Source organism: Pseudomonas sp. 2 (genome assembly GCF_056627435.1).
The window spans coordinates 1-24925 of the sequence record NZ_JBWXNG010000010.1 but is presented as its reverse complement, the minus strand read 5'-3'; the positions used below and the strand labels follow the sequence as shown (position 1 = coordinate 24925).

At 61.4% G+C, this 24925-nt stretch carries 20 protein-coding genes and 4 tRNA genes; 2 read left to right on the top strand and 22 right to left on the bottom strand.

Going from position 1 to position 24925, the window contains the following annotated elements:
• Positions 1 to 869 precede the first annotated feature (869 nt).
• A complete protein-coding gene (gene mgtE / locus AC1MEK_RS17390) occupies positions 870 to 2318 on the bottom strand; it encodes a magnesium transporter (RefSeq protein ID WP_480397521.1) in 1449 nt (482 codons plus the stop codon).
• 320 nt (positions 2319 to 2638) lie between these two features.
• On the opposite strand from mgtE, the gene AC1MEK_RS17385 reads away from it, so the two are divergent.
• Complete coding sequence (locus AC1MEK_RS17385; protein ID WP_480397520.1) at positions 2639 to 3136, top strand: DUF4124 domain-containing protein; 498 nt, start codon at positions 2639 to 2641, stop codon at positions 3134 to 3136.
• Positions 3137 to 3178: 42 nt separating this feature from the next.
• Here the strand turns inward: AC1MEK_RS17385 and AC1MEK_RS17380 are convergent.
• From AC1MEK_RS17380 to ltaE, 8 genes are all read right to left on the bottom strand, one after another.
• Positions 3179 to 3255: transfer RNA gene (locus AC1MEK_RS17380), tRNA-Arg, on the bottom strand.
• 246 nt (positions 3256 to 3501) lie between these two features.
• Positions 3502 to 3578 (bottom strand) — tRNA-Arg (locus tag AC1MEK_RS17375).
• A 135-nt stretch (positions 3579 to 3713) separates the two neighbouring features.
• A tRNA-Arg gene (locus AC1MEK_RS17370) sits at positions 3714 to 3790 on the bottom strand.
• Positions 3791 to 3898: 108 nt separating this feature from the next.
• Positions 3899 to 3989, bottom strand: a tRNA-Ser gene (locus AC1MEK_RS17365).
• 62 nt (positions 3990 to 4051) lie between these two features.
• Complete coding sequence (gene csrA / locus AC1MEK_RS17360) at positions 4052 to 4240, bottom strand: carbon storage regulator CsrA (protein ID WP_002554426.1); 189 nt, start codon at positions 4238 to 4240, stop codon at positions 4052 to 4054.
• Between the two features lie 180 nt (positions 4241 to 4420).
• Positions 4421 to 5653, bottom strand: coding sequence for an aspartate kinase (locus AC1MEK_RS17355; protein WP_480397519.1), 1233 nt, complete (start codon positions 5651 to 5653; stop codon positions 4421 to 4423).
• Positions 5654 to 5753: 100 nt separating this feature from the next.
• Positions 5754 to 8372, bottom strand: a complete 2619-nt coding sequence (gene alaS / locus AC1MEK_RS17350) for an alanine--tRNA ligase (protein ID WP_480397518.1) — start codon at positions 8370 to 8372, stop codon at positions 5754 to 5756.
• 144 nt (positions 8373 to 8516) lie between these two features.
• Positions 8517 to 9521: a low-specificity L-threonine aldolase gene (gene ltaE / locus AC1MEK_RS17345; protein ID WP_480397517.1), complete on the bottom strand. Its 1005-nt coding sequence runs from the start codon at positions 9519 to 9521 to the stop codon at positions 8517 to 8519.
• 600 nt (positions 9522 to 10121) lie between these two features.
• Between ltaE and AC1MEK_RS17340 the strand changes: the two genes are divergently transcribed.
• Positions 10122 to 10616, top strand: a complete 495-nt coding sequence (locus AC1MEK_RS17340; protein ID WP_480397516.1) for a 6,7-dimethyl-8-ribityllumazine synthase — start codon at positions 10122 to 10124, stop codon at positions 10614 to 10616.
• A 150-nt stretch (positions 10617 to 10766) separates the two neighbouring features.
• On the opposite strand, the gene astE is transcribed toward AC1MEK_RS17340, so the two are convergent.
• The 13 genes from astE to AC1MEK_RS17275 form a co-directional block, all read right to left on the bottom strand.
• Positions 10767 to 11774: a succinylglutamate desuccinylase gene (gene astE / locus AC1MEK_RS17335; protein WP_480397515.1), complete on the bottom strand. Its 1008-nt coding sequence runs from the start codon at positions 11772 to 11774 to the stop codon at positions 10767 to 10769.
• Positions 11775 to 11789: 15 nt separating this feature from the next.
• A complete protein-coding gene (locus AC1MEK_RS17330) occupies positions 11790 to 12080 on the bottom strand; it encodes a topoisomerase II (protein ID WP_480397514.1) in 291 nt (96 codons plus the stop codon).
• 21 nt (positions 12081 to 12101) lie between these two features.
• Complete coding sequence (gene astB, locus AC1MEK_RS17325; protein WP_480397513.1) at positions 12102 to 13448, bottom strand: N-succinylarginine dihydrolase; 1347 nt, start codon at positions 13446 to 13448, stop codon at positions 12102 to 12104.
• 173 nt (positions 13449 to 13621) lie between these two features.
• Entirely contained in the window at positions 13622 to 15091 is a 1470-nt protein-coding gene (gene astD / locus AC1MEK_RS17320) for a succinylglutamate-semialdehyde dehydrogenase (protein WP_480397512.1), read from the bottom strand.
• Positions 15088 to 16113, bottom strand: a complete 1026-nt coding sequence (astA, locus tag AC1MEK_RS17315) for an arginine N-succinyltransferase (protein ID WP_480397511.1) — start codon at positions 16111 to 16113, stop codon at positions 15088 to 15090. The genes astD and astA overlap by 4 nt, the downstream gene beginning before the upstream one ends.
• Before the next feature lie 88 nt (positions 16114 to 16201).
• Positions 16202 to 17233 carry an arginine/ornithine succinyltransferase subunit alpha gene (gene aruF, locus AC1MEK_RS17310; protein WP_480397510.1) on the bottom strand — a complete coding sequence of 344 codons (1032 nt, stop codon included), beginning with the start codon at positions 17231 to 17233 and terminating at the stop codon, positions 16202 to 16204.
• A 167-nt stretch (positions 17234 to 17400) separates the two neighbouring features.
• Positions 17401 to 18621: an aspartate aminotransferase family protein gene (locus tag AC1MEK_RS17305; RefSeq protein WP_480397509.1), complete on the bottom strand. Its 1221-nt coding sequence runs from the start codon at positions 18619 to 18621 to the stop codon at positions 17401 to 17403.
• A gap of 339 nt (positions 18622 to 18960) precedes the next feature.
• Entirely contained in the window at positions 18961 to 19944 is a 984-nt protein-coding gene (argR, locus tag AC1MEK_RS17300) for a transcriptional regulator ArgR (protein WP_480397508.1), read from the bottom strand.
• A gap of 148 nt (positions 19945 to 20092) precedes the next feature.
• Positions 20093 to 20857, bottom strand: a complete 765-nt coding sequence (locus tag AC1MEK_RS17295) for an ABC transporter ATP-binding protein (RefSeq protein ID WP_480397507.1) — start codon at positions 20855 to 20857, stop codon at positions 20093 to 20095.
• A gap of 21 nt (positions 20858 to 20878) precedes the next feature.
• On the bottom strand, positions 20879 to 21991 hold the full coding sequence (locus tag AC1MEK_RS17290; RefSeq protein WP_480397506.1) for a M14 family metallopeptidase: 1113 nt from the start codon (positions 21989 to 21991) through the stop codon (positions 20879 to 20881).
• A gap of 1 nt (position 21992) precedes the next feature.
• On the bottom strand, positions 21993 to 22691 hold the full coding sequence (locus AC1MEK_RS17285) for an ABC transporter permease (protein WP_480397505.1): 699 nt from the start codon (positions 22689 to 22691) through the stop codon (positions 21993 to 21995).
• Positions 22688 to 23377, bottom strand: coding sequence for an ABC transporter permease (locus AC1MEK_RS17280; RefSeq protein WP_480397504.1), 690 nt, complete (start codon positions 23375 to 23377; stop codon positions 22688 to 22690). Before AC1MEK_RS17280 ends, AC1MEK_RS17285 begins: the two co-directional genes overlap by 4 nt.
• 90 nt (positions 23378 to 23467) lie before the next feature.
• Positions 23468 to 24244: an ABC transporter substrate-binding protein gene (locus AC1MEK_RS17275; protein ID WP_480397503.1), complete on the bottom strand. Its 777-nt coding sequence runs from the start codon at positions 24242 to 24244 to the stop codon at positions 23468 to 23470.
• Between the last annotated feature and the right edge of the window lie 681 nt (positions 24245 to 24925).

Below are 24925 nucleotides of genomic sequence, written 5' to 3'. Positions count from 1 at the left end.
CTAACGTCAGACCTGTTTCGGCTTCGCCGAGTTACTTGGAAAAGACCCCCAAGTAACCAAGGGGTCTTGCTCCTGGTTTGGGTCCTCCTTCGTCGGACTTCCCTCCCTCCGGCGATGTTCCGTGGGCCCGGCGCGAATGGGCCATCCATGGCCCCGCGCCTCGCGCGGCATCCTGCCGCTTGACCCACTCCACATCACCTCCGCTCGGCCTGCACCCAAGTCGCGTTTGGCGGCGTCTGGACTATCGCGCATCAAGATCAAAAGCTTGAGGGCGATGCCCTCCGTAGCAGCACGGCTTGCCGGCGGGGCGATCTTGAGGTCGACCCGCGGGCAAGCCCGGCTGCTACGGGAATGATGGGGTTATTCGATCGCATGCAAACCGCATCCCCCGTAGCAGCACGGCTTGCCGGCGGTCTGGCGCGCAGCGGCAGCAAATCCTGCGCACGCGGTGTACCTGACACCGTCAGGTCGCCTGATTTTACTGCCGCTTCGCGCCAGACCGCCGGCAAGCCGGACTGCTACGGGAACGGCGTTAGCCGGTCTAACGCGTAGGCCGGTCGCTTTTGATCTGGCTTTTGATCTTCGTGCGCGATAGCCCAGACACCACAAATCGCGACTTGGGTGCAGGCTGAATGGAGGTCTCGTGGAGTGGGCCAAGCGGCAGGATGCCGCGCGAGGCGCGGGGCCATGGATGGCCCATTCGCGCCGGGCCCACGGAGCGGGACCGGAGTGAAGGGACCCTGACGAAGTCAGGGCCAAACCAGGAGCAGAAGGACTTGGTTACTTGGTCCCTTCAAGTAACTCGACGAAGTCGAAACAGGTCTGACGTTAGGAAGAACGCTCTTGATCTTGATCTTACCCCACCCACCCTAAAGCAGAAACAACGTCGCCAACCCCAGAAAGATAAAGAACCCACCACTGTCAGTCATCGCCGTGATCATCACACTAGACCCCATCGCCGGGTCGCGCCCGAACCGGGCCAGAGTCATGGGAATCAACACGCCCATGAACGCCGCCAGCAACAGATTCAGCGTCATTGCCGCCGTCATCACCACACCCAGCGACCAGCTGTGATACAGCATGTAAGCCACCACACCGATCACCCCGCCCCAGATCAGGCCGTTGACCAGCGCCACACCCAGCTCCTTGCGCATCAGCCGCGAGGTATTGCCGTTGCCGGTGCTGACCTGGTCCAGCGCCATGGCCCGGACGATCATGGTGATGGTCTGGTTGCCCGAGTTGCCGCCAATACCAGCCACGATCGGCATCAGCGCCGCCAGTGCTACCAGCTTTTCGATCGAACCCTCGAACAGCCCGATCACCCGCGAGGCAAGGAAGGCAGTGATCAGGTTGATCGCCAGCCACGACCAGCGGTTACGCAGCGAGCGCCACACGGAGGCGAAGATGTCTTCTTCTTCGCGCAGACCGGCCATGTTCAGCACTTCGGTCTCGCTCTCTTCACGAATCAGGTCGACCATCTCGTCGATGGTCAGACGGCCGATCAGCTTGCCGTTCTTGTCCACCACCGGCGAGGAAATCAGGTCGTAGCGCTCGAACGCCTGGGCGGCCTCATAGGCGTCGCCATCAGGATGGAAGCTCACCGGGTCGTCGGCCATGACTTCCGAGACCTTCTTCTCGGGGTCGTTGACCAGCAGGCGCTTGATCGGCAGCACGCCCTTGAGCACGCCGTCGTAATCGACCACGAACAGTTTGTCGGTGTGGCTTGGCAGTTCCTTGAGACGACGCAGGTAGCGCAGTACCACTTCCAGGCTGACGTCCTCGCGGATGGTGACCATCTCGAAGTCCATCAGCGCGCCGACCTGTTCCTCATCGTAGGACAGGGCCGAACGCACGCGCTCGCGCTGCTGGGTGTCCAGCGCTTCCATCAGTTCATGCACGACGTCGCGAGGCAGCTCGGGGGCGAGGTCGGCGAGTTCGTCCGCGTCCATTTCTTTGGCGGCGGCCAGAAGCTCATGATCGTCCATGTCGGCGATCAGGGTTTCGCGCACCGAGTCGGATACTTCGAGGAGGATGTCGCCATCGCGTTCGGCCTTGACCAGTTGCCAGACCGTCAGGCGGTCCTCAACAGGCAGGGCTTCGAGAATGTAGGCGACGTCGGCAGAGTGCAGGTCATCGAGCTTGCGTTGCAGCTCGACCAGGTTTTGCCGGTGAACCAGGTTGTCTACGCGTTCCTGATGCTGACCGTCCTGGCGGTGCGTCAGATCTTCGACGACACGCTGGCGCTGCAGCAGATCGACCACTTGCGCAAGGCGATCCTGCAGGCTTTCCTGCGTTTTCTTTACTTCGATTTCGGTCATAGGCGAACTCCACTCCCAGCAGTGGACCACGCCGGAAGATCAATCAGTCGATTCTTGATTGGTGTTGCTTGTATTCAAGTTGCTACTGGGTAAGTCCATGGAGGTATTCCACAAGCCCCGGCGGGGCTGACGGGCGCAATGATACACCGCTTGCCGAGGCTGCATGTTAAAAATTCAACGCGGAACAAGTGGTTGCAACACAATGTTAACCATTGTCCGAGTCGGTATGACTACGACGTCACATCCTGTGAAGAAAACACGCTCGCGGCGAAATAATCCTCTGGCTAGCCTGCGCATACCCCGCCAAGGAAGACACGCTCATGCCGTTGGACACAAAAAAACCGCTGATTGCTGCCCTGCTCTGCATTCCGGCTTTCGCAGGGGCCAGCACCGTGCACCGCTGCACCGACGAAGCCGGCAACGTCACCTTCACCGCCCATGGCTGCCTGGCCAGCCAGCACCTGCAACTGCAGGAGGCGCACAACGCACCGCCCGGCAGCGTTGCGCCCTCACCCCGCCCGATGCCGGAAAAGCCCCCGCTCAAGCAGACTGACAACTGGGTCGTGATCGGCCAGTGGGATGACGGCTGCGGCAATGTGTTGAGCGCTGAACAGCGGCGCAAGGCGATGATCGATTACCAGACGCCCACCGGCATGACCAAACGGGACGTGGAGAACCTGCTCGGCAAACCCGACAAGGTCATCAGCCGCAACGGCGAGGTGCAGTACCTGTACAAGGAACAGAAAGGCCACAGCCGGCAGGTGTCGTTCGACGAGCAAGGCTGCGTGAAGGGCAAGACGCAGAAACGCAAACGCTAGAAAGACAAAAGGCCCGCAATTGCATGCGGGCCTTTCGTTATATGGTGCACTCGACAGGATTCGAACCTGTGACCGCTCGGTTCGTAGCCGAGTACTCTATCCAGCTGAGCTACGAGTGCATGTGTTGCCGCGCATTATAGGCCGTCAAATCTGTTTGTAAATCGATTTTTCATATAAATTTCAACAACTTACATACAAACCCAGATTGCAACCGACTACGCAGACATGACGACTGGAGCAATGTGTCGAGCCCCGAACAGCGCCGCAAGGCGATGGACGAGCAAGACTGCGGGAAGGGCAAGACGCAAAAACGCAAACGCTGGAAAGACAAAAGGCCCGCATTTGCATGCGGGCCTTTCGTTTTATGGTGCACTCGACAGGATTCGAACCTGTGACCGCTCGGTTCGTAGCCGAGTACTCTATCCAGCTGAGCTACGAGTGCAGGTGGCGCTTGTTGAACCAGATCACCACTGGCTTGTTGCGTTTTACTTCTAGAAGTGAGTGGTTCTTCCGAAGACCTGTTGAAGCCAGGCTCTTTCTCAAGCAGCTGCCTGTATCACTACAAACAACGCTTAAATGGTGCACTCGACAGGATTCGAACCTGTGACCGCTCGGTTCGTAGCCGAGTACTCTATCCAGCTGAGCTACGAGTGCATTTGTTGCCGCGCATTATAGGCCGTCAAATCTGTTTGTAAAGCGCTTTTTTCTAGTAATTTCAACAACTTACAGATCAAGCCAGATTACAACGTACTACGCAAATAATGGCGGAGAACGGGGGATTCGAACCCCCGACACCCTTGTGAGGTGTACTCCCTTAGCAGGGGAGCGCCTTCGGCCACTCGGCCAGCTCTCCGCAACACGGGGCGTATAATAACCACCCTTTTCCCCGTTTGCAAACCAAAAATTCAAATAAAATTAATGGCTTGGTTCCTCGTCCTTCTCTTTCTTGATGCGCAGGTAGATCTCTTCACGGTGAACAGCCACTTCCTTGGGCGCATTGACGCCAATTCGTACCTGATTACCTTTAACGCCGAGCACGGTTACGGTGATCTCACCGTCACCAATAATCAGGCTCTCCGCGCACCGACGGGTCAAAATCAGCATGCCTATCTCCTCAATCTACATTCAGGGACTACAGTCTGCACAACCTAAAGGCATCGACCGACCGCTTGCATCGGCAGCCCGGTCCGCCTTGAGTATTGACCAGCGGCGCGAAAAAAACAGTTTTATCGCACCGCCAGAAACGCGAAAGGCGCGGTATACACCGCGCCTTTGCATCAACGCTTACTCGCCCTGGCGAGGCGCGTCGAGTTCGAAGGCGGTGTGCAGGGCGCGCACGGCCAGTTCCAGATACTTCTCTTCGATCACGACCGAAACCTTGATTTCGGAGGTGGAGATCATCTGGATGTTGATGCTTTCCTTGGCCAGTGCCTCGAACATGCGGCTGGCAACACCTGCGTGGGAACGCATGCCAACGCCGACGATGGAGACCTTGGCGATCTTGGTGTCGCCAATCACTTCACGGGCACCGATTTCGCTGGCAGTGTTCTGCAGCACGCTCAGGGCCTGATCGTACTCGTTGCGATGCACGGTGAAGGTGAAGTCGGTGGTGTTATCGTGCGCAACATTTTGCACGATCATGTCGACCTCGATGTTCGCGGCGCTGATCGGGCCGAGAATCTTGAAAGCAACGCCCGGGGTGTCAGGGACGCCACGAATGGTCAGCTTGGCCTCGTCACGGTTGAAGGCGATGCCCGAAATGATCGGCTGTTCCATGGATTCCTCTTCATCAATGGTAATGAGGGTGCCAGGCCCCTCCTTGAAGCTGTGCAGCACGCGCAGCGGGACGTTGTACTTGCCGGCGAATTCCACCGAGCGGATCTGCAACACCTTGGAACCGAGGCTGGCCATTTCCAGCATCTCTTCGAAGGTGATCTTCTCCAGGCGCTGCGCTTGTGGCACCACGCGCGGGTCAGTGGTGTAGACGCCGTCGACGTCGGTGTAGATCTGGCATTCGTCAGCCTTGAGGGCCGCGGCCAGCGCCACGCCAGTGGTGTCGGAACCGCCACGACCCAGGGTCGTGATGTTGCCGTGCTCGTCGACACCCTGGAAACCGGCGACGACAACCACACGACCTTCCTTCAGGTCAGCGCGAATTTTCTGATCGTCGATCTGCAGGATACGCGCCTTGTTGTGCGCGTTGTCGGTCAGGATGCGCACCTGATTACCGGTGTAGGACACCGCAGGCACGCCACGCTTGATCAGCGCCATGGCCAGCAAGGCGATGGTCACCTGCTCGCCGGTGGAGACGATCACGTCCAGCTCACGCGGGACCGGTTGATCGCTGATCTGCTTGGCCAGGTCGATCAGGCGATTGGTCTCGCCGCTCATGGCCGACAGCACGACCACCAGATCATCACCCGCCTCGCGGAATTTCTTGATCTTGTCGGCCACCTGCTCGATGCGCTCTACCGAGCCCACGGAGGTGCCGCCAAATTTCTGTACGATTAAAGCCATCTCAAAGCCGCCTCAGCCCGTGAAGGGCGCCCGTTAAACATTCAAACCACCAAGCGCTGCGACCGCCGGGGCAGGTCGCAGTGGGTCGACCAAGGGTTTGTTACAGACCCTGATCGGCGAACGGAACGGCCAGCGCCAGCGCTGCGTCCAGCCCGGCAGCGTCGGTACCGCCACCTTGCGCCATATCAGGACGGCCACCGCCCTTACCGCCAACAGCGGCAGCCGCTTGCTTCATCAAATCACCGGCTTTGAGTTGGCCAGTCAGGTCCTTGGTGACGCCAGCCACCAGTACGACCTTGTCCTCATGCACACCGCCGAGCAGGATCACTGCGCGGCCGAGTTTGTTCTTCAGCTGGTCGACCAGTGCCAGCAGCGCCTTGCCATCCTGACCGTCGAGACGGGCAGCGAGGACCTTGGCACCCTTGACGTCCACCGCAGCGGCCGACAGATCGTCGCCCGCAGCGCTGGCCGCCTTGGCCTGCAGTTGTTCCAGCTGTTTTTCCAACAGGCGGTTGCGTTCCAGGACAGCGCTGAGCTTGTCCAGCAGGTTGTCGCGATTGCCTTTGACCAGGCTCGCGGCTTCCTTCAGTTGTTCTTCGGCACCATTGAGGTACGCCAGCGCCACGGCGCCGGTGACCGCTTCGATACGACGCACGCCAGCCGCCACACCGCCTTCGCTGACGATCTTGAACAGCGCGATGTCGCCGGTGCGGTTGGCGTGGATGCCGCCGCACAGCTCGACGGAGAAATCACCGCCCATGCTCAATACGCGAACGGTGTCGCCGTACTTCTCGCCAAACAGCGCCATGGCGCCCTTCTTCTTGGCGGTGTCGATGTCGGTTTCTTCGGTTTCGACGGCGGTGTTCTTGCGAATTTCGGCGTTGACGATGTCTTCCAGCGCCTTGATCTGCTCAGGCTTGATCGCTTCGAAGTGACTGAAGTCAAAGCGCAAGCGCTGACTGTCGACCAACGAGCCTTTCTGCTGCACGTGGTCGCCCAGCACGCGGCGCAGGGCTTCATGCAGCAAGTGCGTGGCCGAGTGGTTCAGCGACGTGGCCTGACGCACCTCAGCAGCGACCTGAGTCTGCATCTGGGCGCCGACCGACAGGCTGCCCAGCGTTTGCACGCCGTGATGCAGGAAAGCGCCGCCGGTCTTGGTGGTGTCGCGTACTTCGAAGCGGCCGGCGTTGGATTGCAGGAAACCGCAATCACCGATCTGGCCGCCGGATTCGGCGTAGAACGGGGTCTGATCGAGGATCACGACACCCTCTTCGCCTTCGTTCAGTTGCTCGACCGACTGGCCTTCCTTATAGATAGCCACGATTTTCGCGTCGCCGCTGGTGGCGTGGTAGCCGGTGAACTCGGTGGCCACGTCAACCTTGACCAGGCTGTTGTAGTCCATGCCGAACGCACTGGCCGAACGCGCGCGCTCGCGCTGGGCGTTCATCTCGCGCTCGAAACCGACTTCGTCCAGCGTCAGGTTGCGCTCGCGGGCGATGTCGCCGGTCAGGTCCATCGGGAAGCCGTAGGTGTCGTACAGCTTGAACACGACTTCGCCCGGCACCACGGTGCCCTTGAGTTCGGCCAGATCCTGCTCGAGGATCTTCAGGCCCTGCTCCAGGGTCTTGGCGAATTGCTCTTCTTCGGCCTTGAGCACGCGCTCGATGTGCGCCTGCTGGGATTTGAGCTCAGGGAACGCCTCGCCCATCTCGGCCACCAGTGCGGCGACGATCTGATAGAAGAAACTGCCCTTGGCGCCCAGCTTGTTACCGTGACGGCAGGCGCGGCGGATGATGCGGCGCAGCACGTAGCCACGGCCTTCGTTGGACGGCAGCACGCCGTCGGCAATCAGGAAGCCGCAGGAACGGATGTGGTCGGCCACGACTTTCAGCGAAGGCTGGGCGTCGTTGCTGCAACCGATGGCCTTGGCAGCCGCGGCCAGCAGGCTCTGGAACAGGTCGATCTCGTAGTTCGAGTGCACGTGCTGCAGCACGGCGCTGATCCGCTCCAGGCCCATGCCGGTGTCCACCGACGGCGCTGGCAGCGGGTGCAGCACGCCATCGGCGGTGCGGTTGAACTGCATGAAGACGTTGTTCCAGATCTCGATGTAACGGTCGCCGTCTTCTTCCGGCGAGCCAGGCGGGCCACCCCAGATGTCGGCGCCGTGGTCGTAGAAGATCTCGGTGCAAGGACCGCACGGGCCGGTGTCGCCCATGGTCCAGAAGTTGTCGGAGGCGTACGGCGCGCCCTTGTTGTCGCCGATGCGGACCATGCGCTCGGCCGGCACGCCGACTTCCTTGGTCCAGATGTCATAGGCTTCGTCGTCGGTGGCGTAGACCGTGACCCAGAGCTTGTCCTTCGGCAGCTTCAGCACGCCGGTCAGGAAGGTCCAGGCGAAGGTGATCGCGTCACGCTTGAAGTAGTCGCCGAAGCTGAAGTTGCCCAGCATTTCGAAGAAGGTGTGGTGACGCGCGGTGTAACCGACGTTTTCCAGGTCGTTGTGCTTGCCACCGGCGCGCACGCACTTCTGGCTGCTGACGGCACGGGTGTAGGCCCGCTTTTCCTGGCCCAGGAAGCAGTCCTTGAACTGGTTCATGCCTGCGTTGGTGAACAGCAGGGTCGGGTCGTTGCCCGGAATCAAGGAGCTGGAGGCTACACGGGTGTGGCCCTGCTCTTCGAAGAAGCTCAGGAAGGCTTCACGGATTTCTGCGCTTTTCATAGGTTCTTCCACGGGAACTGCGGCCGGAGCCAGGTGCATTACGTCATTCGACGAAACGACGGCAAAGGGCCGCATTATATAGGCGTTGCTTCCACGGTACAGCGTCTTTGTACGATAGAAGCAACCAATTGGATTATCGGTCGATCAGTGCGCGCCGAATTCGGCAAATGCTGCAACCACTTGCTCCATTTGCGCGGCCGACGCGTCCAGGTGCGTGACCATGCGCAAACGCGGCGCGGCGCTCAGGACAATCCCGCGCTCGGCACAGAACGCCTTGAGTTTCTCGGCCCGCTCGCCGACCTGTACGTACACCATATTGGTCTGTACCGGCTCGACGGTGAAGCCCAGTTCCGCCAGGGCCTTGCCCAGGAACGCCGCGTTGGCGTGGTCCTCGGCCAGGCGCTGGACCTGATGCTCCAGCGCGTACAAGCCCGCCGCGGCCAACAGACCCGCCTGACGCATGCCGCCGCCGACCATCTTGCGCAGGCGGCGCGCCTTGGCGATCACCTCAACCGAGCCGCACAGCACCGAGCCGATCGGCGCACCTAGGCCTTTGGACAGGCACACCGACACCGAATCGAAATACCCGGCGATCTCGCGCGCGTCGACGCCCAGCTTGACGGCGGCGTTGTACAGCCGCGCGCCATCCAGGTGCAGGCCCAGGCCCTTCTCGCGGGTCAGTTGCCGGGCCGCCGCCAGATACTCCAGCGGCAGCACCTTGCCTTGCATGGTGTTTTCCAGCGCCAGCAGGCGGGTGCGGGCGAAATGGAAATCGTCGGCCTTGATCGCACCGGCGACCTGATCCAGGTCCAGGGAACCATCGGCCTGATTGTCCAGCGGCTGCGGCTGGATCGAGCCCAGCACTGCCGCGCCGCCGCCTTCGTATTTGTAGGTGTGCGCCTGCTGGCCGACGATGTATTCATCGCCGCGATCGCAGTGCGCCATCAGGCCAAGCAGGTTGCTCATGGTGCCGGACGGCACGAACAGCGCGGCAGCAAAGCCCAGCCTCTGCGCCAGGTACGACTCCAGGCGGTTGACGGTCGGGTCTTCGCCGTAGACGTCATCGCCCAGCGGCGCGCTGGCCATGGCGTCGCGCATACCGGCGGTGGGCTGGGTCACTGTGTCGCTGCGCAGATCGATTACCGTCACGATGAAGCTCCCTGAAATGTCTGTCGAACCTCAGTTCTGAGGCCTGAGCATCTGATAATCAAGGCTGGACGCAGCAATGCCAAGGCCTGCTTATAAGAAAAACCGATGAAAACCATCCAAAAGGCTTCATGCACATTCTGAAAATCTGTGTTACAAACTGCACGCCGGCGCACCATGGCGTCGGCAACGTTCTCAGGGCGGGGTGCGATTCCCCACCGGCGGTAATGGCGCGCGATGCGTCTAGCCCGCGAGCGCTCATCCTTTACAAGTCGGCTCCAGAAGTCGGCGAGCGAAGGTCAGGCAAGGCAAAAAACAGCGAGCAAGCGGAGTTGAGGGGCCTCAATGAGCATTGCGAGCTGTTTTTTAACGCAGCATGACCGAGCGCAGCCACTTCTGGTGTCGAGCTTGGGTGAGGTCAGCAGATCTGGTGCGATCCCAGAGCCGACGGTCATAGTCCGGATGAAGAGAGAACGGGATTGGTACAACAGGATCGACCCAATGGCTTGTCACGCATGTGTTGCGCAGACATCCAAGGCCGTACCCTGGCATCCCCTTCGATCCAAAACGCCCTGTTTTTTACTTAAACAGGAGTCAGAACAGATGCAACCCACCGCAATTCACGCTCACGAACGCGTCGCTTTCATTCAAGCTTGCTGGCACAAAGATATCGTCGATCAGGCGCGCAAGGGCTTCGTCGCCGAGATGGCCAACCACGGCTACGCCGAAAGCGATATCGACTTCTTCGAAGTGGGCGGCGCCTTTGAAATCCCGCTGCACGCCAAACTGCTGGCCAAGACCGGCCAATACGCTGGCGTCGTCGCCGCTGGCCTGGTGGTCGATGGCGGGATCTATCGTCACGAATTCGTCGCGCAATCGGTGATCAGCGCGCTGATGCAGGTTCAACTGGAAACCGAAGTACCGGTGTTCTCGGTGGTCCTGACCCCGCACCACTTCCACGGCGGCGAAGAGCACCACAACTATTTCTTCAATCACTTCGTGCACAAGGGCCAGGAAGCGGCCAAGACCTGCGCCGATACCCTGACCAAGCTGCGTGCGGTGCGTCGTCTGGGTGAGTCGCAGAAAGCGGTGGGTTGATCATAAACGCGAGCCTGCGGGCTTCAAACCTGTGGGAGCCGGCTTGCTGGCGAATACGGTGTGTCATTCAAAGTTGTAGTGTCTGACTGTCCGCATTCGCCAGCAAGCCGGCTCCCACAATTGATCACAGCATTTGGCAGGCTTTCAATTTCAGGCCAACTGCTCATCCGTCGTCGGCACGATCAGAATCCCCGCTCGCAAGCCGTTCTTGACCTTCGGGTTGGGAAAGATGATGCGCGCGCCCTCCTCTTCCACCACCCAGCGTGAATCGGCCAGGTCCTCGGCCAGCACGAAGCCTTTCTCCAGTTTGGTGAAGTTCTCGACATCCGCCGCCAGGTTCAGGCGGAAGGCGTCGCTGTGCTTGATGATTTCCCGGGCGACGCTGAACAGCTTCAAACCGTCGATCTGATCGCCAACTAAAGGCTCAGTGCCACGAATCAGATGTTCGAGCGTGGCTTTCAGCGGCGCAAGGTCCACGTCCTGGTTCTGCCCGAATGGCCGTGCCTTGCCCAGCTCCAGGGTGAAGGCCTCGGCATCCAGCTTGTCGTAGGTGTAGGCGCTGAACACAATGGACGGCTTGTTCTGCAGCAACACCGCCTCCATCCCGGCGCGATGCAGGCGCACCAGCTCGCGGCGTGAATGCTGTCGGCCTTCTTTCCAGGGATACAGGGCAAACTGCTCGATTTTCGAGCCGCGAATGGCGGTGTGCAGGTCGTAGTGCAGGCGGTAGCGGTCGGGCACGCTGAAAAAGCTCGCCGCCAACCGCTCCAGCTCGCAGGCGCGCATGGCTTCGGCGCCGCTGCCCTGCTCGTGACGGCCATTGAACAGCCGGTTGATGTCGTGCTCGACATAGCGCTCGCCACGACGCATCGCTTCGGGGTTGCCGAACAGAAACAGAATACGCGCCCGAGGCTTGAGTTCACCCCGGGCGATGGCATGAATCAGCTCGTCGAGCAGCTCGATCGGCGCGGTTTCATTGCCGTGCACGCCTGCCGACAGCAGCAGGTCGGTGCCATTGTCACGCCCCTGGGGCGGTTTGACTTCCAGCGCCCCTTCGGCCAGCCAGCGCATGCGCACGCCTTCGACGGTCAGTTGAGTCTTTTCTGCGGGTTCGCGACCCGCGAGAGTCAGTTCAAGCAGTTTGCCGAGGGCGAGCATAAGGCCTACTTCCGCTTAGTGATTGCAATCAGGACCGTGAACGTGACCTTCCTCTTCGTCGTCACCTTCGTCGGCCGCTTCCATTTCCAGCTGCAGGCTGACCAGGTTGGTCGCCATCGGGCGCAGCAGCAGGTTGGCGTATTCGGTGTCGCCTTCTTCGACGTCCACGCCGATCAGCAGCTGACCGCGGCCATCCTGCTGAATCCACACTTCTTTGCCCTGCCAGATAACGGCAAAACGGGTGCAGGAGGTTTCCAGCTGGGTGCCGTCGGTGTCTTCAAGGATCAAACGCAGGGCGTCGGTCATGTAAAAATTCTCTCTGGTGCATCAATTGATTTGGAAAGGATAGACCGAGCCCAGCTTGAGGTGCTGCGTCAGTTCATCCAGTGCCGTACGACATTCGGTCAGCAGGCACGGATCGGCCAGATCGTTTTCGCTCAGGCGGTCGCGATAGTGCTTGTCCACCCACTGCGTCAGGGTGTCGTACAACGGCGCGGTCATGATAACGCCTGGGTTGACCGCCGCCAGTTCCGTTTCGTTGAGCGCCACGCGCAAACGCAGGCACGCCGGGCCACCGCCGTTCTGCATGCTCTGCTTGAGATCGAAGACCTTGACCTCGCGGATCGGGCTGTCGTCGGCGATCAGGCGCTGCAGGTAATTCCACACGCGCTCGTTGCTGCGGCACTCTTCGGGGACGATCAGCAACATCGAACCGTCGGCGCGGGACAGCAACTGGCTGTTGAACAGGTAGGAACGCACGGCATCCTCAACCCCGACTTCGTTGCGCGGCACGCAGATCGCCTGGAAGCGCCCGCCGCGACGGCCGAGCTTGTCGTGCAGCTCGCTGAGCATGTACTCGGTATTGAGGAAGGCGTCCTCGTGATAGAACAGCACCTCGCCGTTGCCGACCGCGATCACGTCGTTGTGGAACACGCCCTGATCGATCACCGCCGGGTTCTGCTGGGCGTAAACCACGCCGTCGTCACTCAGGCCGTGCAAACGGGCCACGGCTTGCGAGGCTTCGAGGGTCTGGCGCGCCGGGTATTTCTGCGGCGCCGGGAAGCGCGTGTCGAACGCCGCGCGACCGAACACGAAAAACTCGACCCCGGCATCCCCGTAGCTGCGGCAAAAGCGCGTGTGGTTGGCCGCGCCCTCATCGCCGAACTGGGCGACGGCAGGCAAGGCGGCGTGATGGGCGAAGTGCTGCTGATCGGCGAACATCGCTCCCAGCACGCGGCTGGTGGTCGGGTGCTCGATGCTGCGGTGGTACTTGCAGTTGAGGTTGGCGGCGGTGAAATGCACCCGGCCATCAAGGGTGTCGGCGCTGGGACTGACGGTGGCCGCGTTGGCCACCCACATGCTCGACGCCGAGCAACTGGCCACCAGCAACGGCATCGACTCCTTGGCGGCGCGCTCGATGACCTGCGCGTCAGTGCCACCGAAACCCAGCTTGCGCAGCCCGGCGACGTCCGGACGCTCCTGCGGCGCCAGCACGCCCTGGGTGAAGCCCATCTCCATCAGCGCCTTCATCTTCGCCAACCCCTGCAACGCAGCTTCGCGCGGGTTCGAGGCCTGCTGGCAATTGCTCTGGGACGCGACGTTGCCGTAGGACAGCCCGCCGTAGTTATGGGTTGGCCCCACTAGACCGTCAAAGTTGACTTCACAGGATTTCATCGGTGAGGCTCCGTGGATCTGTTTTTATAGACATCAATGTTCGGGTAAGGCTGCTTCGTGACCGCCTGAACACAGAACCCGTAGCAGCACGGCTTGCCGGCGGGAGCGGTGTGTCAGGCGGCACATGTGTTGCTGATACACCGCCCCGCCGGCAAGCCGTGCTGCTACGAGAATCAGTTCAACGTGATGCCGGGCGTCAGGCTCGCGGGCAATACCAGCGTGCCGGTCTCCAGCGACGCCACCGGATACGCGCAATAATCCGCTGCGTAATACGCGCTGGCGCGATGATTGCCCGAACCGCCCACTCCGCCGAACGGCGCAGTACTGGCCGCGCCGGTCAGTTGCTTGTTCCAGTTGACGATACCGGCGCGGCTCTGCAGCCAGAACTGCTGATAGCGCTCTTGGGAATCCGACAGCAAGCCTGCCGCCAGGCCGTATTGAGTGGCGTTGGCTTCGGCGATCGCGCCGTCGAAATCGTTGTAGCGGATCACCTGCAGCAATGGCCCGAACAGCTCTTCATCGGCACGATCCAGCACATCGCTCACGTCGAGAATGCCCGGCGTCAGCAAGGCTGCCTGGGCCTGTGGCTGGGTCATTTCCAGCAGCGCCACGGCGCCATTGGCCAGCAGTTGTTCCTGAGCATCGAGCAGGGTTTGCGCCGCCTGCAGCGAAATCACCGACCCCATGAACGGCGCCGGTTGCTGATCGAAAGCCCCCACCTGGATGGTCGAGGCCACTTCGACCAGACGCGCCATGAAGGCATCGCCCCACGGGCCCTGCGGTACCAGCAGGCGACGAGCGCAGGTGCAGCGCTGGCCGGCGGAAATGAACGCCGACTGAATCACGGTGTACACCGCCGCATCCACATCAGCGACCTGATCGACCACCAGCGGGTTATTGCCGCCCATTTCCAGGGCCAGGATCTTGTCCGGGCGCCCGGCGAACTGCTGATGCAGGGCATTGCCAGTACGGCTGGAGCCGGTGAAAAACAAGCCATCGATACCGCTGTTCGCGGCCAGCGCGATACCGGTGTCCCGCGCGCCCTGCACCAGGTTCAGCACGCCCGCGGGCAGCCCGGCCTCGATCCAGCATTGCACGGTCAGCTCCGCGACTTTCGGCGTCAGTTCGCTGGGCTTGAACACCACGGCGTTACCGGCCAGCAGCGCCGGGACGATATGCCCGTTGGGCAGATGCCCAGGGAAGTTGTACGGGCCGAACACCGCCACCACGCCATGGGGCTTGTGCCGCAGGACCGCCGTGGCATCGCCCAGCGGGCCGCTCTTCTCGCCAGTCCGCTCGCGGTAGCTCTGGATGGAAATCGCGACCTTGTTGACCATGCTGGTCACTTCTGTGGCTGATTCCCACAGCGGCTTGCCGGTTTCCTCACCGATGCAATGGGCGATTTCGTCGGCGCGGCGTTTCAATGTCGCCGCGAAGGCTTCAAGCACCGTGATGCGCTCGTCCAGCGTGCGTGTGGCCCAGGCCGGAAACGCCTGACGTGCTGCATGGATCGCGGCGTCCACCTGCGCGGCTGTCGCCGCTTGCCCCGCCCAGATCACCTGTTGGCTGACCGGGTTCAGCGATTCGAATGGCTCGCCCTGCCCGGCCTGCCAGGCACCCGCGATGTACAAGCTATTCATCACACACCCTCCCGTGCCGGAGAAAGCGGCACCGCGCGGACCTGATCGCCCGCCGTCAGGCGCAGGCGCTTGGCGGTCTTCGGATCGACCACCAGCGTGCCTGCGGCAAAACGCGCCGGCGCTGCAGTGATGCGGCAATCTTCGCGCTTGCGGTTGTGGATCAGGAACGGCGTGGCGTCGTCACCCGGCGTGCCAACGGCCAGCACCAGCGCCTGGCTGTCACGCACCGCGCGGATCTTGCCGGTTTCGCATTCGATGGCAGGGCCGGCGTCGAAAATGTCGACGTAACCCTGATAGCTGAAACCTTCGGCCTTGAGCATCGTCAGCGCCGGTTCCGTGCTGGTGTGCACGCGGCCGATCACATCCCGGGCGGCCTGCGACAGGAAGCAGCTGTACAGCGGGAACTTGGGCATCAATTCGGCAATGAATGCCCGGTTTCCAACGCCGGTCAGGTAGTCGGCCTGGCTGAATTCCATCTTGAAGAAGTGCCGCCCCAGGCTCTCCCAGAACGGCGAACGGCCCTGCTCGTCGGACATGCCGCGCATCTCGGCGATGATCTTGTTGCCGAACAGCTCGGGGAATTCGGCAATGAACAGCATCCGCGCCTTGGACAGCAGGCGGCCATTGAGGCCGTTACGGAAATCGGCGTGGAGGAACAGCGAGCACAGCTCCGAGTTGCCGGTCAGGTCGTTGGCCAGAAACAGGGTCGGGATTTCGCGGTAGATGTTCAGTTCCTGCGAGGCGCTGACGGTCAGACCCACCCGGTAGTTGTACCAGGGCTCACGCAGGCCGACGGCACCGGCGATGGCGGAAATTCCCACCACGCGGCCATCGTCGTCTTCGAGCACGAACAGGTAATCGGTGTCGCCGCGTTCGGCTTCGCCACGGAAGGTCTTTTCCGCCCAGCCCACGCGGTGCGCCAGACGCGCCTCGTTGGCCGGCAGCGTGGTCAGGCCTGCGCCTGTGCTGCGCGCCAGATCAATCAGTGCCGGTAAGTCACTGCTGCGTACGGGACGAACGATCATGCTTTCTCCTCAAGCCGGCGTCGTACGGACACCGGCGAACTCGCTAATCTGCGACACGGCAGCCGCTCACTGGCTGCCCGAACTCAACTCAAACCGCGACGATGCGCACGCTGGCGCCTTCACCGACGCCCAGCGCTTCGGCGGCGGCCAGGCTCAGGGTCACCGGCTTGCCGGGCACCCAGTCCAGTTCCAGCATCACCGCGCGGTAGTCCTGCAACTGGCTGTTGGCGACCAGATACGGGCGCCCGCCCTTGACCGCGTCACCGCTGTCGACGGTGTCGACTTTCACCGGCACCACGCGGCTCTGGGCGATCGAGCGGATGCCCGAGGTGCGCGCATGCAGGGTCGGGCCACCATCGAAGATGTCGATGTAGTGGTCGGTCTCGAAGCCTTCGCGCATCAGGATGTCGAAGGTGATCTGCGCCCTAGGGTGCACCTGGCCCATGGCCTCCTGCGCCTCATCGGGCAGCAGCGGCACGTAGATCGGGTAATGCGGCATCAGCTCGGCCAGGAAGGTCCGGCTCTTCAGGCCGCAGAGGCGCTCGGCCTCGGCGTAGTTGAGGTCGAAGAAGTTGCGGCCGATGGCGTCCCAGAACGGCGAATCGCCGTTTTCATCGCTGTAGCCGACAATCTCGGTCACGATCGAATCGGCGAAACGCTCCGGGTGGGCCGCGACGAACAGCAGGCGTGCGCGGGAGTTGAGCTCCGACCACAGCGTGCCGACCAGTTCGGGCAACACGTAGAAACTGGTCAGCAGGCTGTTGCCGGTCAGGTCATGGCACTGGGAAAGCACGTGGATCTTGTTGTGGATCTTCAGCTCACGGGAGGCGTGAACGAAGGTTTCGTTACGAAAGCTGTAGAAGGGTTCGGAATAGCCGGCCGAAGCGACGATCCCGGAACAGCCCACCAGACGCCCGGATTCGGTGTCTTCGAGCACGAAGAAATAGGTTTCCTCGCCGTTGAAACTGACCTCAGCGGCGAACGACGCTTCGGACGCGGCGATCTTGTCACCCAGACGGCCAGCGTCATCCGGCAGGGACGTGACACCAATCGGACTGTCCGCAGCCAGGCGTTGAACCTCGCTCAGATCAGCCATTTGCGCAGGGCGCATCACCAGCATGGTGTCACTCCTTGAAAAAAATCGGGGCCGGTTGTCCGGCGCATAAAAATAAAGATCGGCGCAGCTCCGTGTAGGAGCGCGCTTGCCCGCGATTGGCCATTTCAGACGACATATGGAGGTCGTATGAAATATTGTTCGCGGGCAAGCGCGCTCCTACAGGGCAATCATTACGCCTTGGTCAACGCCGCCACCGCACGCTCGAAGCGGTTCAGGCCTTCCTCGATGTCCGCATCCTCGATCACCAGGCTCGGCGCAAAACGCACCACGTCCGGACCGGCCTGCAGGATCATCAGGTTTTCCTTTTCAGCCGCGTTGAAGAAGTCTTTCGCCTTGCCTTTCCAGGCATCGGTCAGCACCGCGCCGATCAGCAGGCCCATGCCGCGCACTTCGCTGAACACGCCGTATTGCTGGCCGATTTTCTCCAGACGCGCCTTGAACAGCTCATGCTTGGCCGTCACGCCACCCAGTACTTCAGGGGTGTTGATCACGTCGATGACCGCTTCACCCACCGAACACGCCAGCGGGTTGCCGCCGTAGGTGGTGCCGTGCACGCCGACGGCCAGGTGCTTGGCCAGTTTTTCGGTGGTCAGCATGGCGGCCATCGGGAAGCCGCCGCCGATGCTCTTGGCGCTCGACAGGATGTCCGGGGTCACGCCGTAGTGCATGTAGGCGAACAGATGGCCCGAACGGCCCATGCCGCTCTGCACTTCGTCGAACACCAGAAGCGCGTTGTGCTCGTCGCACAGTTTGCGCGCGCCTTGCAGGTATTCGAGTTCGGCTGGCAGCACGCCGCCTTCACCCTGGATCGGCTCCAGTACCACAGCGCAGGTCTTGTCGCTGACCGCGGCCTTCAAGGCTGCGAGATCGTTGTACGGCACGTGGGTGATGCCGGTGATCTTCGGGCCGAAACCGTCGGAGTACTTCGGCTGCCCGCCCACACTCACGGTGAACAGGGTGCGGCCGTGGAAGCTGTTCAGTGCGGCGACGATCTCGTACTTCTCGCTGCCGTACAGATCGTGAGCCACGCGACGGGCCAGTTTGAAGGCCGCTTCGTTGGCTTCGGCGCCGGAGTTACAGAAGAACACGCGCTCGGCGAAAGTGGCGTCGACCAGCTTCTTGGCCAGACGCAGCGCAGGCTCGTTGGTGAAGACGTTGGAGACATGCCACAGCTTGTTGGCCTGTTCGGTCAATGCGCCGACCAGCGCCGGATGGGCGTGGCCCAGCACGTTGACCGCGATGCCGCCGGAGAAGTCGATCAGCTCGCGCCCCGCCTGATCCCATACGCGGGAACCCTGGCCGCGTACCGGAATGAACGCTGCGGGCGCGTAGTTGGGGACCATCACCTGGTCGAAATCGGCACGTTGCACCGGTACTTGCTCAACGGACATCGGAGTCTCCTGAAGAGGAACGCCTGCCTGGGACTGGCGAGCGATGGAAGGATTGTAAGGACTGATTTCTGCGCAGCCTTGCTGCCAAGCGACAACTTCTTATAGCGCAAACCCGGCTTTTTCAGAGGCTTTCGGCAATGCGACAAAATGCTTCGCAAAGGCGCAGTTTAAACGTTGGCGAGGGGTTGTAGCAGGGGAATGTGGATTTGAAGTCGAATTGCCGGTGGCGGGTCCCGACCGTGGGAGTGAGCTTGCTCACGAAGGGGCACAACAGACGACATATAGTAGCGCGCCAAATACCGGATTCGTGAGCAAGCTCACTCCCACAGTGACAACGGATCAACCGCGCTCGGCGGGCACCGACGACAACTCGAACGGGCTGCTGCTGCGGCGCTGGTTGCGGTCTTCGCGCGGGGTGGCGCCGAAGAAGTTGCGGTAGGCGCTGGAGAAATGCGGCCCCGAGGAGAAACCGCAGGACAGCCCGATCTGGATGATCGACTTGCTGGTCTGCATCAGCATCTGCCGCGCCTTGTTCAGGCGCAGTTCCAGGTAATACTGGCTCGGCACCCGATTGAGGTACTGCTTGAAGATCCGCTCCAACTGGCGCCGGGAAACGCACACGTGCTGGGCGATTTCATCGGTGGTCAGCGGCTCTTCGATATTGGCTTCCATCAGCAACACGGCCTGGGTCAGCTTTGGATGGCTGGAACCCAGGCGATTCTGCAACGGAATGCGCTGGCGCTCGCCACCTTCACGGATGCGTTCGACCACCAGCTCCTCGGACACCGCACCGGCCAGCTCGGCCCCGTGATCGCGGGCCAGCACGGCCAGCAGAAGGTCGAGCACCGACATGCCACCGCATGCGGTCAGGCGATCGCGATCCCAGTCGAACAGGTGGCTGGTGGCAATGACCTTGGGAAAACGCTCGGCGAAATCATCCTGCCAGCGCCAGTGCACCGCCGCGCGATAACCGTCGAGCAGCCCCAACTGCGCCAGCGGATAAACCCCCGCCGACAGACCGCCGATCACGCAACCGGCGCGCACCAGTTGCTTGAGCGCGCCGCCCAGCGCCGAGGACATCGGCGCCGGTGGCTCATCGGCGATCAGGAAAACTTTCTGACAACCTTCAAGGCGCCCTGCCCACGGCTCGCCCGGCAATTGCCAGGCGGCGCCTTCAGCTGGCGGCTCGGCCTGCAGGAACGACATTTCATAGACCACTTCCGGATGCACGCGCTGCGCGACACGCAGGGCTTCTTCGGCCAGCGCCAGGGTCAAGGCTTTGGTGCTGGGCCAGATAAGAAATCCGATTCGATGGGCAGTCATGTCGTGCAGTCCGAAACCTGTCGCAGTTTGTTATGGGTCACACGCAAAGCGTATGAAATCTGTTGCGTTCAGTTGATGCAGGCGAGCCGAATGACGCGCAGCATGAACTGTTCTGTAACAAAACGCACCGTGGAAAACGGCGCAATGGTTACTTCAAGCTTCCGGACAGGAACTGCTGCAGGCGCTCCGACTTCGGATTGACCAGCACTTCACGAGGGTCGCCGCTTTCTTCGACCAAGCCCTTGTGCAGGAAAATCAGCTGGTTCGACACTTCGCGGGCGAAGCCCATTTCGTGGGTCACCACGACCATGGTGCGACCTTCCTGGGCCAGCGCCTGCATCACCTTGAGCACGTCGCCCACCAGTTCAGGGTCGAGCGCCGAGGTCGGCTCGTCGAACAACATCACTTCAGGCTCCATCGCCAGCGCCCGGGCAATCGCCACGCGCTGCTGCTCACCACCGGACATGTGCCCCGGATAGGCGTCCTTGCGATGGGCCACGCCCACCTTGTTCAGGTAGTGCTCGGCTTTTTCCAGCGCCTCTTTCTTCGGCACGCCCAACACGTGAACCGGCGCTTCGATGATGTTTTCCAGCGCGGTCATGTGCGACCACAGGTTGAAATGCTGGAACACCATCGACAGCCGCGAGCGCATGCGCTGCAGTTGCTTGGGATCAGCCGCCTTCAGGCCGCCGTCCTTGTTCGCAACCAGCTTGAGCTCTTCGTTGTTGAGCAGAATGCGCCCGGATTTGGGCTGTTCCAGCAGGTTGATGCAGCGCAGGAAAGTACTTTTGCCCGAGCCGCTGGAGCCGATGATGCTGATCACATCGCCTGCCTTGGCGGTCAACGAAACGCCTTTGAGCACTTCGTGGCTGCCGTAGCACTTGTGCAGGTCCTGGACTTCCAGTTTGTTCATGGTTGGGGTTCTCACAGGTAATCAGTCACTGAGCAGGCGGCCGCTGCGCAGCGGGGTACGGCCCGCCACCTTGGCCATCCAGTAACCCGGCTGGGCGTAACGCAGCTTTTCGATGGCGAACAGCACACCGGCAGTGCCGGCACAGACGGTGGTCGCGCGGTCGTTGAGCGGGTCGATGACCTCGAACAGCGGATCGCCCGCCTCGACCCAGTCACCTGCCGCGCGCAGAAAGGTCAGCACGCCGGTGTGCGGCGCATAGATCATTTCGGTGCCTTCAAATGGCATGCCTTCGCAGGGCTCGTGAGCGGGCTTGGGCCACTCGCCAGCGATCAGGCCGTGCTCGGCGAGGAACGCCAGAATGCCCTCGGCGTACTTTTCGGCTTCGGCCTTGCCGGTGTTGGACTGGCCGCCCAGCTCGACCGTGGTGGACATGCACGCCAACGGAATCTGCGCCTCGGGGAATTGCTTGGCCAGACGCAGCCAAGGCAGCGAGCAAGCTTCGTCGAACGAGCTGCCGCCCGAATCTTCGGCCAGCAAACCCACGCTGACGCCCAGATAAGCCGACAGCGAACGCCACTGCGGCCAGTGCTGCGGCAGCGCGTACATGTGCAGCGAGGCATCGGTGTCGCAATGCAGGTCGAGCACGATATCGGCAGTGCAGGCATGGCTGAGCAACACGCGCTGCATGCCGGCCAGTTCGCTGGCGGGCGGCGGCAGCTGTGCCAGCACATCGTTCATCGCCTGACGGATCAGCAGGGTGTTGGCGCGTGGATCATCACCCAATTTGCCAGCCAGCCTTTCAGCCACCGGCTCGCTCAGCTCAGTGAAATCGCGGTTGAAGTTCTTGCCGCTGCCATATTCGAAACGGCCCTGGTGATTGCCTTGCAGCAACTGGCCGAGACCAATCGGGTTGGCCACCGGAACCAGCTCGACGACGCCATTGAGCAGGCCCTGCGCTTCCAGCTCGGTCAGGCGCTTCTTCAATTCCCACGCGGTGCGCATGCCGGGCAGTTCGTCGGCGTGCAGGCTGGCCTGGATATAGACCTTGCGCTCGCCTTGGCCGAAGCGGAACACGCTCAGCGTGCGTTCAGTGCCCAGGGTGCTCCAGGGCAGCGGATGATCGATGCGTTGCATATCAGTGCTTCCTCGGTGCGAGGTAACCGAGCCAGCGGCGCTCGGCCAGCTTGAACAGTTTCACCAGAATGAAGGTCAGGCACAGGTAGAACACGCCGGCGGTGATGTAGGCCTCGAACGGCAGATAGAACTGCGCGTTGACCGTCCGCGCCGCGCCCGTGATGTCGATCAGGGTCACGATGGAAGCCAGACTCGTGGTCTGCAGCATCATGATCACTTCGTTGCTGTACTGCGGCAGCGCCCGGCGCAGGGCCGACGGCAGCAAAATACGGCGGTACATCTTGGCCTTGGACATACCCATGGCCCGGGCCGCCTCGATCTCGCCCGGCGGCGTGGACTTGAGGCTGCCGGCGATGATTTCAGCGGTGTAGGCACTGGTGTTGATCGCAAAGGCCAGGCATGCGCAGAAGGTCGCGCTGGACAGCCACGGCCACAGGAAGCTCTCGCGCACCGCCTCGAACTGGGCCAGGCCGTAGTAGATCAAGAACAGCTGCACCAGCATCGGCGTGCCGCGAATCACGTAGGTGTAGCTCCAGGCCAGCAGGTTGACCCAGGCCACTTTCGAGACCCGCATCAAGGCCAGCGGCAAAGCCGCCAACAGGCCGAAGAACAGCGACAGGGCCAGCAATTTCAGGGTAATCAGCAGGCCGCCGAAGTACAGCGGCAGGTTTTCCCAGACCACGTTGTAATCGAAGATCATAGGTCGGCCACCCTTACGCCCGCCGAGTAGCGTTTTTCGATTTGCCGCAGTGCCAGCAGCGAAACACTGGTGATCACCAGGTACATGGCCGCGACTGCGAGGAAGAAAGTGAAGGGTTCGCGGGTGGCATCGGCCGCCTGCTTGGCCTTGAACATCATGTCTTGCAGACCGACCACGGAAATCAGCGCGGTGGCCTTGGTCAGCACCAGCCAGTTATTGGTGAAACCCGGAATCGCCAGACGGATCATCTGCGGCACCAGGATGCGGAAGAACACCCGCGAGCTGCTCATGCCATAGGCCATGCCGGCTTCGGCCTGCCCCTTGGGAATGGCCATGAAGGCGCCGCGAAAGGTTTCCGAGAGATACGCACCGAAAATGAAGCCCAGCGTGCCGATGCCGGCCATCAGCGGGTTCAGGTCGATGTAATCGTCATGCCCCAGCAAGGGCGCGACGCGGTTCAGCAGGTCCTGGCCGCCGTAGAAAATCAGCAGGATCAGCACCAGATCGGGGATGCCACGAATGACGGTGGAATACAGGTCGCCCAGCCAGGCCAGCCAGCGCACCGGCGACAGACGCAACGACACGCCGATCAGGCCGAGCACGATGGCCAGTGCCATGGAGCACAGCGCGAGCTGCAAGGTCAGCCATACACCGTCGAGAATGACGGGTCCGTAGCCTTTCAACATGTTGTTTGGCCCTCGAGCGCGGGATAGAAAAATGGCGCAATCAGAAGAGCCAATGCCCCGCTGCTTGCGCCACTGCGTACTGACGTCGACTTACTTGCCGTAGATGTCGAAGTTGAAGTACTTGTCCTGGATGGCCTTGTATTTGCCGTTGGCACGGATCGCGGCGATGGCGGCGTTGATCTTGTCCAGATCGGCCTTGTCGCCTTTGCGCACCGCGATGCCTACGCCGTCGCCGAAGTAGTTGACGTCGGTGAACGCAGGACCCACGAAAGCGTAGCCCTTGCCCTGGTCGGTGTTCAGGAAACCGTCCTGCAGCAGGGTGGCGTCGGCCACGGTGCCGTCCAGACGACCGGCGCCGATGTCCAGGTAGATTTCGTTCTGCGAGCTGTACGGCTTGATTTCAGCGCCCAGCGGAGCCAGGACTTCCTTGGCGAAACGCTCGTGGATCGAACCACGCTGCACGCCGATGTTCTTGCCCTTGAGTTCGGTCAGGGCGTCGCTGACGACGGTACCCTGCTTCATGACCAGGCGGGCCGGGGTGTTGTAGTACTTGTTGGTGAAGTCGACGGACTTCTTGCGGTCTTCGGTGATGGACATCGAGGACAGGATGGCGTCGATCTTGCGCACTTTCAGCGCCGGGATCAGGCCGTCGAATTCCTGCTCGACCCACACGCACTTGACCTTCATCTCTTCGCACAGGGCGTTGCCGATGTCGTAGTCGAAGCCGACGATGCTGCCGTCCGGCGCCTTGGAGGCGAATGGAGGGTACGCCGCTTCGATACCGATCTTCAGGGGCTTTTCATCGGCGAACGCAGGCTGAACCAGTACGGACAGCGCCAGTGCGCCCAGCAGCATGAGCTTTTTCATTCTTGAAACTCCATCGGTAAAACGCGACAAGTGGCCATGGGCAGCAAGGCCCGATGAGCAGAAGGACAATCTGAAATTGCGACGCGAGGTGCTGCCCGGTTGATCGGCCCGGCAAGCCTTCGGCGAGTGATCGGCATTTTAGCGGCAGGCTGTAAGTCGATATTTCTTCAATGCGACAAGTAGTTACAGAAGCACCGAGAAAGCCGTTCAGCCTGATTGACAGCCCCAACAGATTGTGCAAGGGGCGACTAGAGCAAACCTATCAACGAAGCAAATAACGCGCCCATTATTGGCAAAGCCTTCTAATCCGGCAAGTCCAGCGTGGCTTGTGAGGGGGCTGGTGCGATGGAATGCAGGGTTTTCGGGGTGATAGGACTCACCTGGGTGGCTGGGGTGATACCGGGGAGAAAGCCGGTAACAAATCGATATATATCGTTGGGGGGATCATCGAAACCTGTAGGAGCGTGGCTTGTCCCGCGATCGGCGACGAAGTCGTCGTAAAACCTGTGTATGCGGTGTGTCTGATACGGCGCGGTTGCATTTTCGACGTGAAGTTCAAGATCAAGATCAAGAGCGTTCTTCCTAACGTCAGACCTGTTTCGACTTCGTCGAGTTACTTGGAAAAGACACCCAAGTAACCAAGGTGTCCTGCTCCTGGTTTGGGTCCTCCTTCGTCGGACT

Coding starts and splice junctions, on each gene's coding strand:
- mgtE (WP_480397521.1), bottom strand. CDS start 2,318: ATGACCGAAATCGAAGTAAAGAAAACGCAGGAAAGCCTGCAGGATCGC.
- AC1MEK_RS17385 (WP_480397520.1), top strand. CDS start 2,639: ATGCCGTTGGACACAAAAAAACCGCTGATTGCTGCCCTGCTCTGCATT.
- csrA (WP_002554426.1), bottom strand. CDS start 4,240: ATGCTGATTTTGACCCGTCGGTGCGCGGAGAGCCTGATTATTGGTGAC.
- AC1MEK_RS17355 (WP_480397519.1), bottom strand. CDS start 5,653: ATGGCTTTAATCGTACAGAAATTTGGCGGCACCTCCGTGGGCTCGGTA.
- alaS (WP_480397518.1), bottom strand. CDS start 8,372: ATGAAAAGCGCAGAAATCCGTGAAGCCTTCCTGAGCTTCTTCGAAGAG.
- AC1MEK_RS17340 (WP_480397516.1), top strand. CDS start 10,122: ATGCAACCCACCGCAATTCACGCTCACGAACGCGTCGCTTTCATTCAA.
- astE (WP_480397515.1), bottom strand. CDS start 11,774: ATGCTCGCCCTCGGCAAACTGCTTGAACTGACTCTCGCGGGTCGCGAA.
- AC1MEK_RS17330 (WP_480397514.1), bottom strand. CDS start 12,080: ATGACCGACGCCCTGCGTTTGATCCTTGAAGACACCGACGGCACCCAG.
- astB (WP_480397513.1), bottom strand. CDS start 13,448: ATGAAATCCTGTGAAGTCAACTTTGACGGTCTAGTGGGGCCAACCCAT.
- astA (WP_480397511.1), bottom strand. CDS start 16,113: ATGATCGTTCGTCCCGTACGCAGCAGTGACTTACCGGCACTGATTGAT.
- aruF (WP_480397510.1), bottom strand. CDS start 17,233: ATGCTGGTGATGCGCCCTGCGCAAATGGCTGATCTGAGCGAGGTTCAA.
- AC1MEK_RS17305 (WP_480397509.1), bottom strand. CDS start 18,621: ATGTCCGTTGAGCAAGTACCGGTGCAACGTGCCGATTTCGACCAGGTG.
- argR (WP_480397508.1), bottom strand. CDS start 19,944: ATGACTGCCCATCGAATCGGATTTCTTATCTGGCCCAGCACCAAAGCC.
- AC1MEK_RS17295 (WP_480397507.1), bottom strand. CDS start 20,857: ATGAACAAACTGGAAGTCCAGGACCTGCACAAGTGCTACGGCAGCCAC.
- AC1MEK_RS17290 (WP_480397506.1), bottom strand. CDS start 21,991: ATGCAACGCATCGATCATCCGCTGCCCTGGAGCACCCTGGGCACTGAA.
- AC1MEK_RS17285 (WP_480397505.1), bottom strand. CDS start 22,691: ATGATCTTCGATTACAACGTGGTCTGGGAAAACCTGCCGCTGTACTTC.
- AC1MEK_RS17280 (WP_480397504.1), bottom strand. CDS start 23,377: ATGTTGAAAGGCTACGGACCCGTCATTCTCGACGGTGTATGGCTGACC.
- AC1MEK_RS17275 (WP_480397503.1), bottom strand. CDS start 24,244: ATGAAAAAGCTCATGCTGCTGGGCGCACTGGCGCTGTCCGTACTGGTT.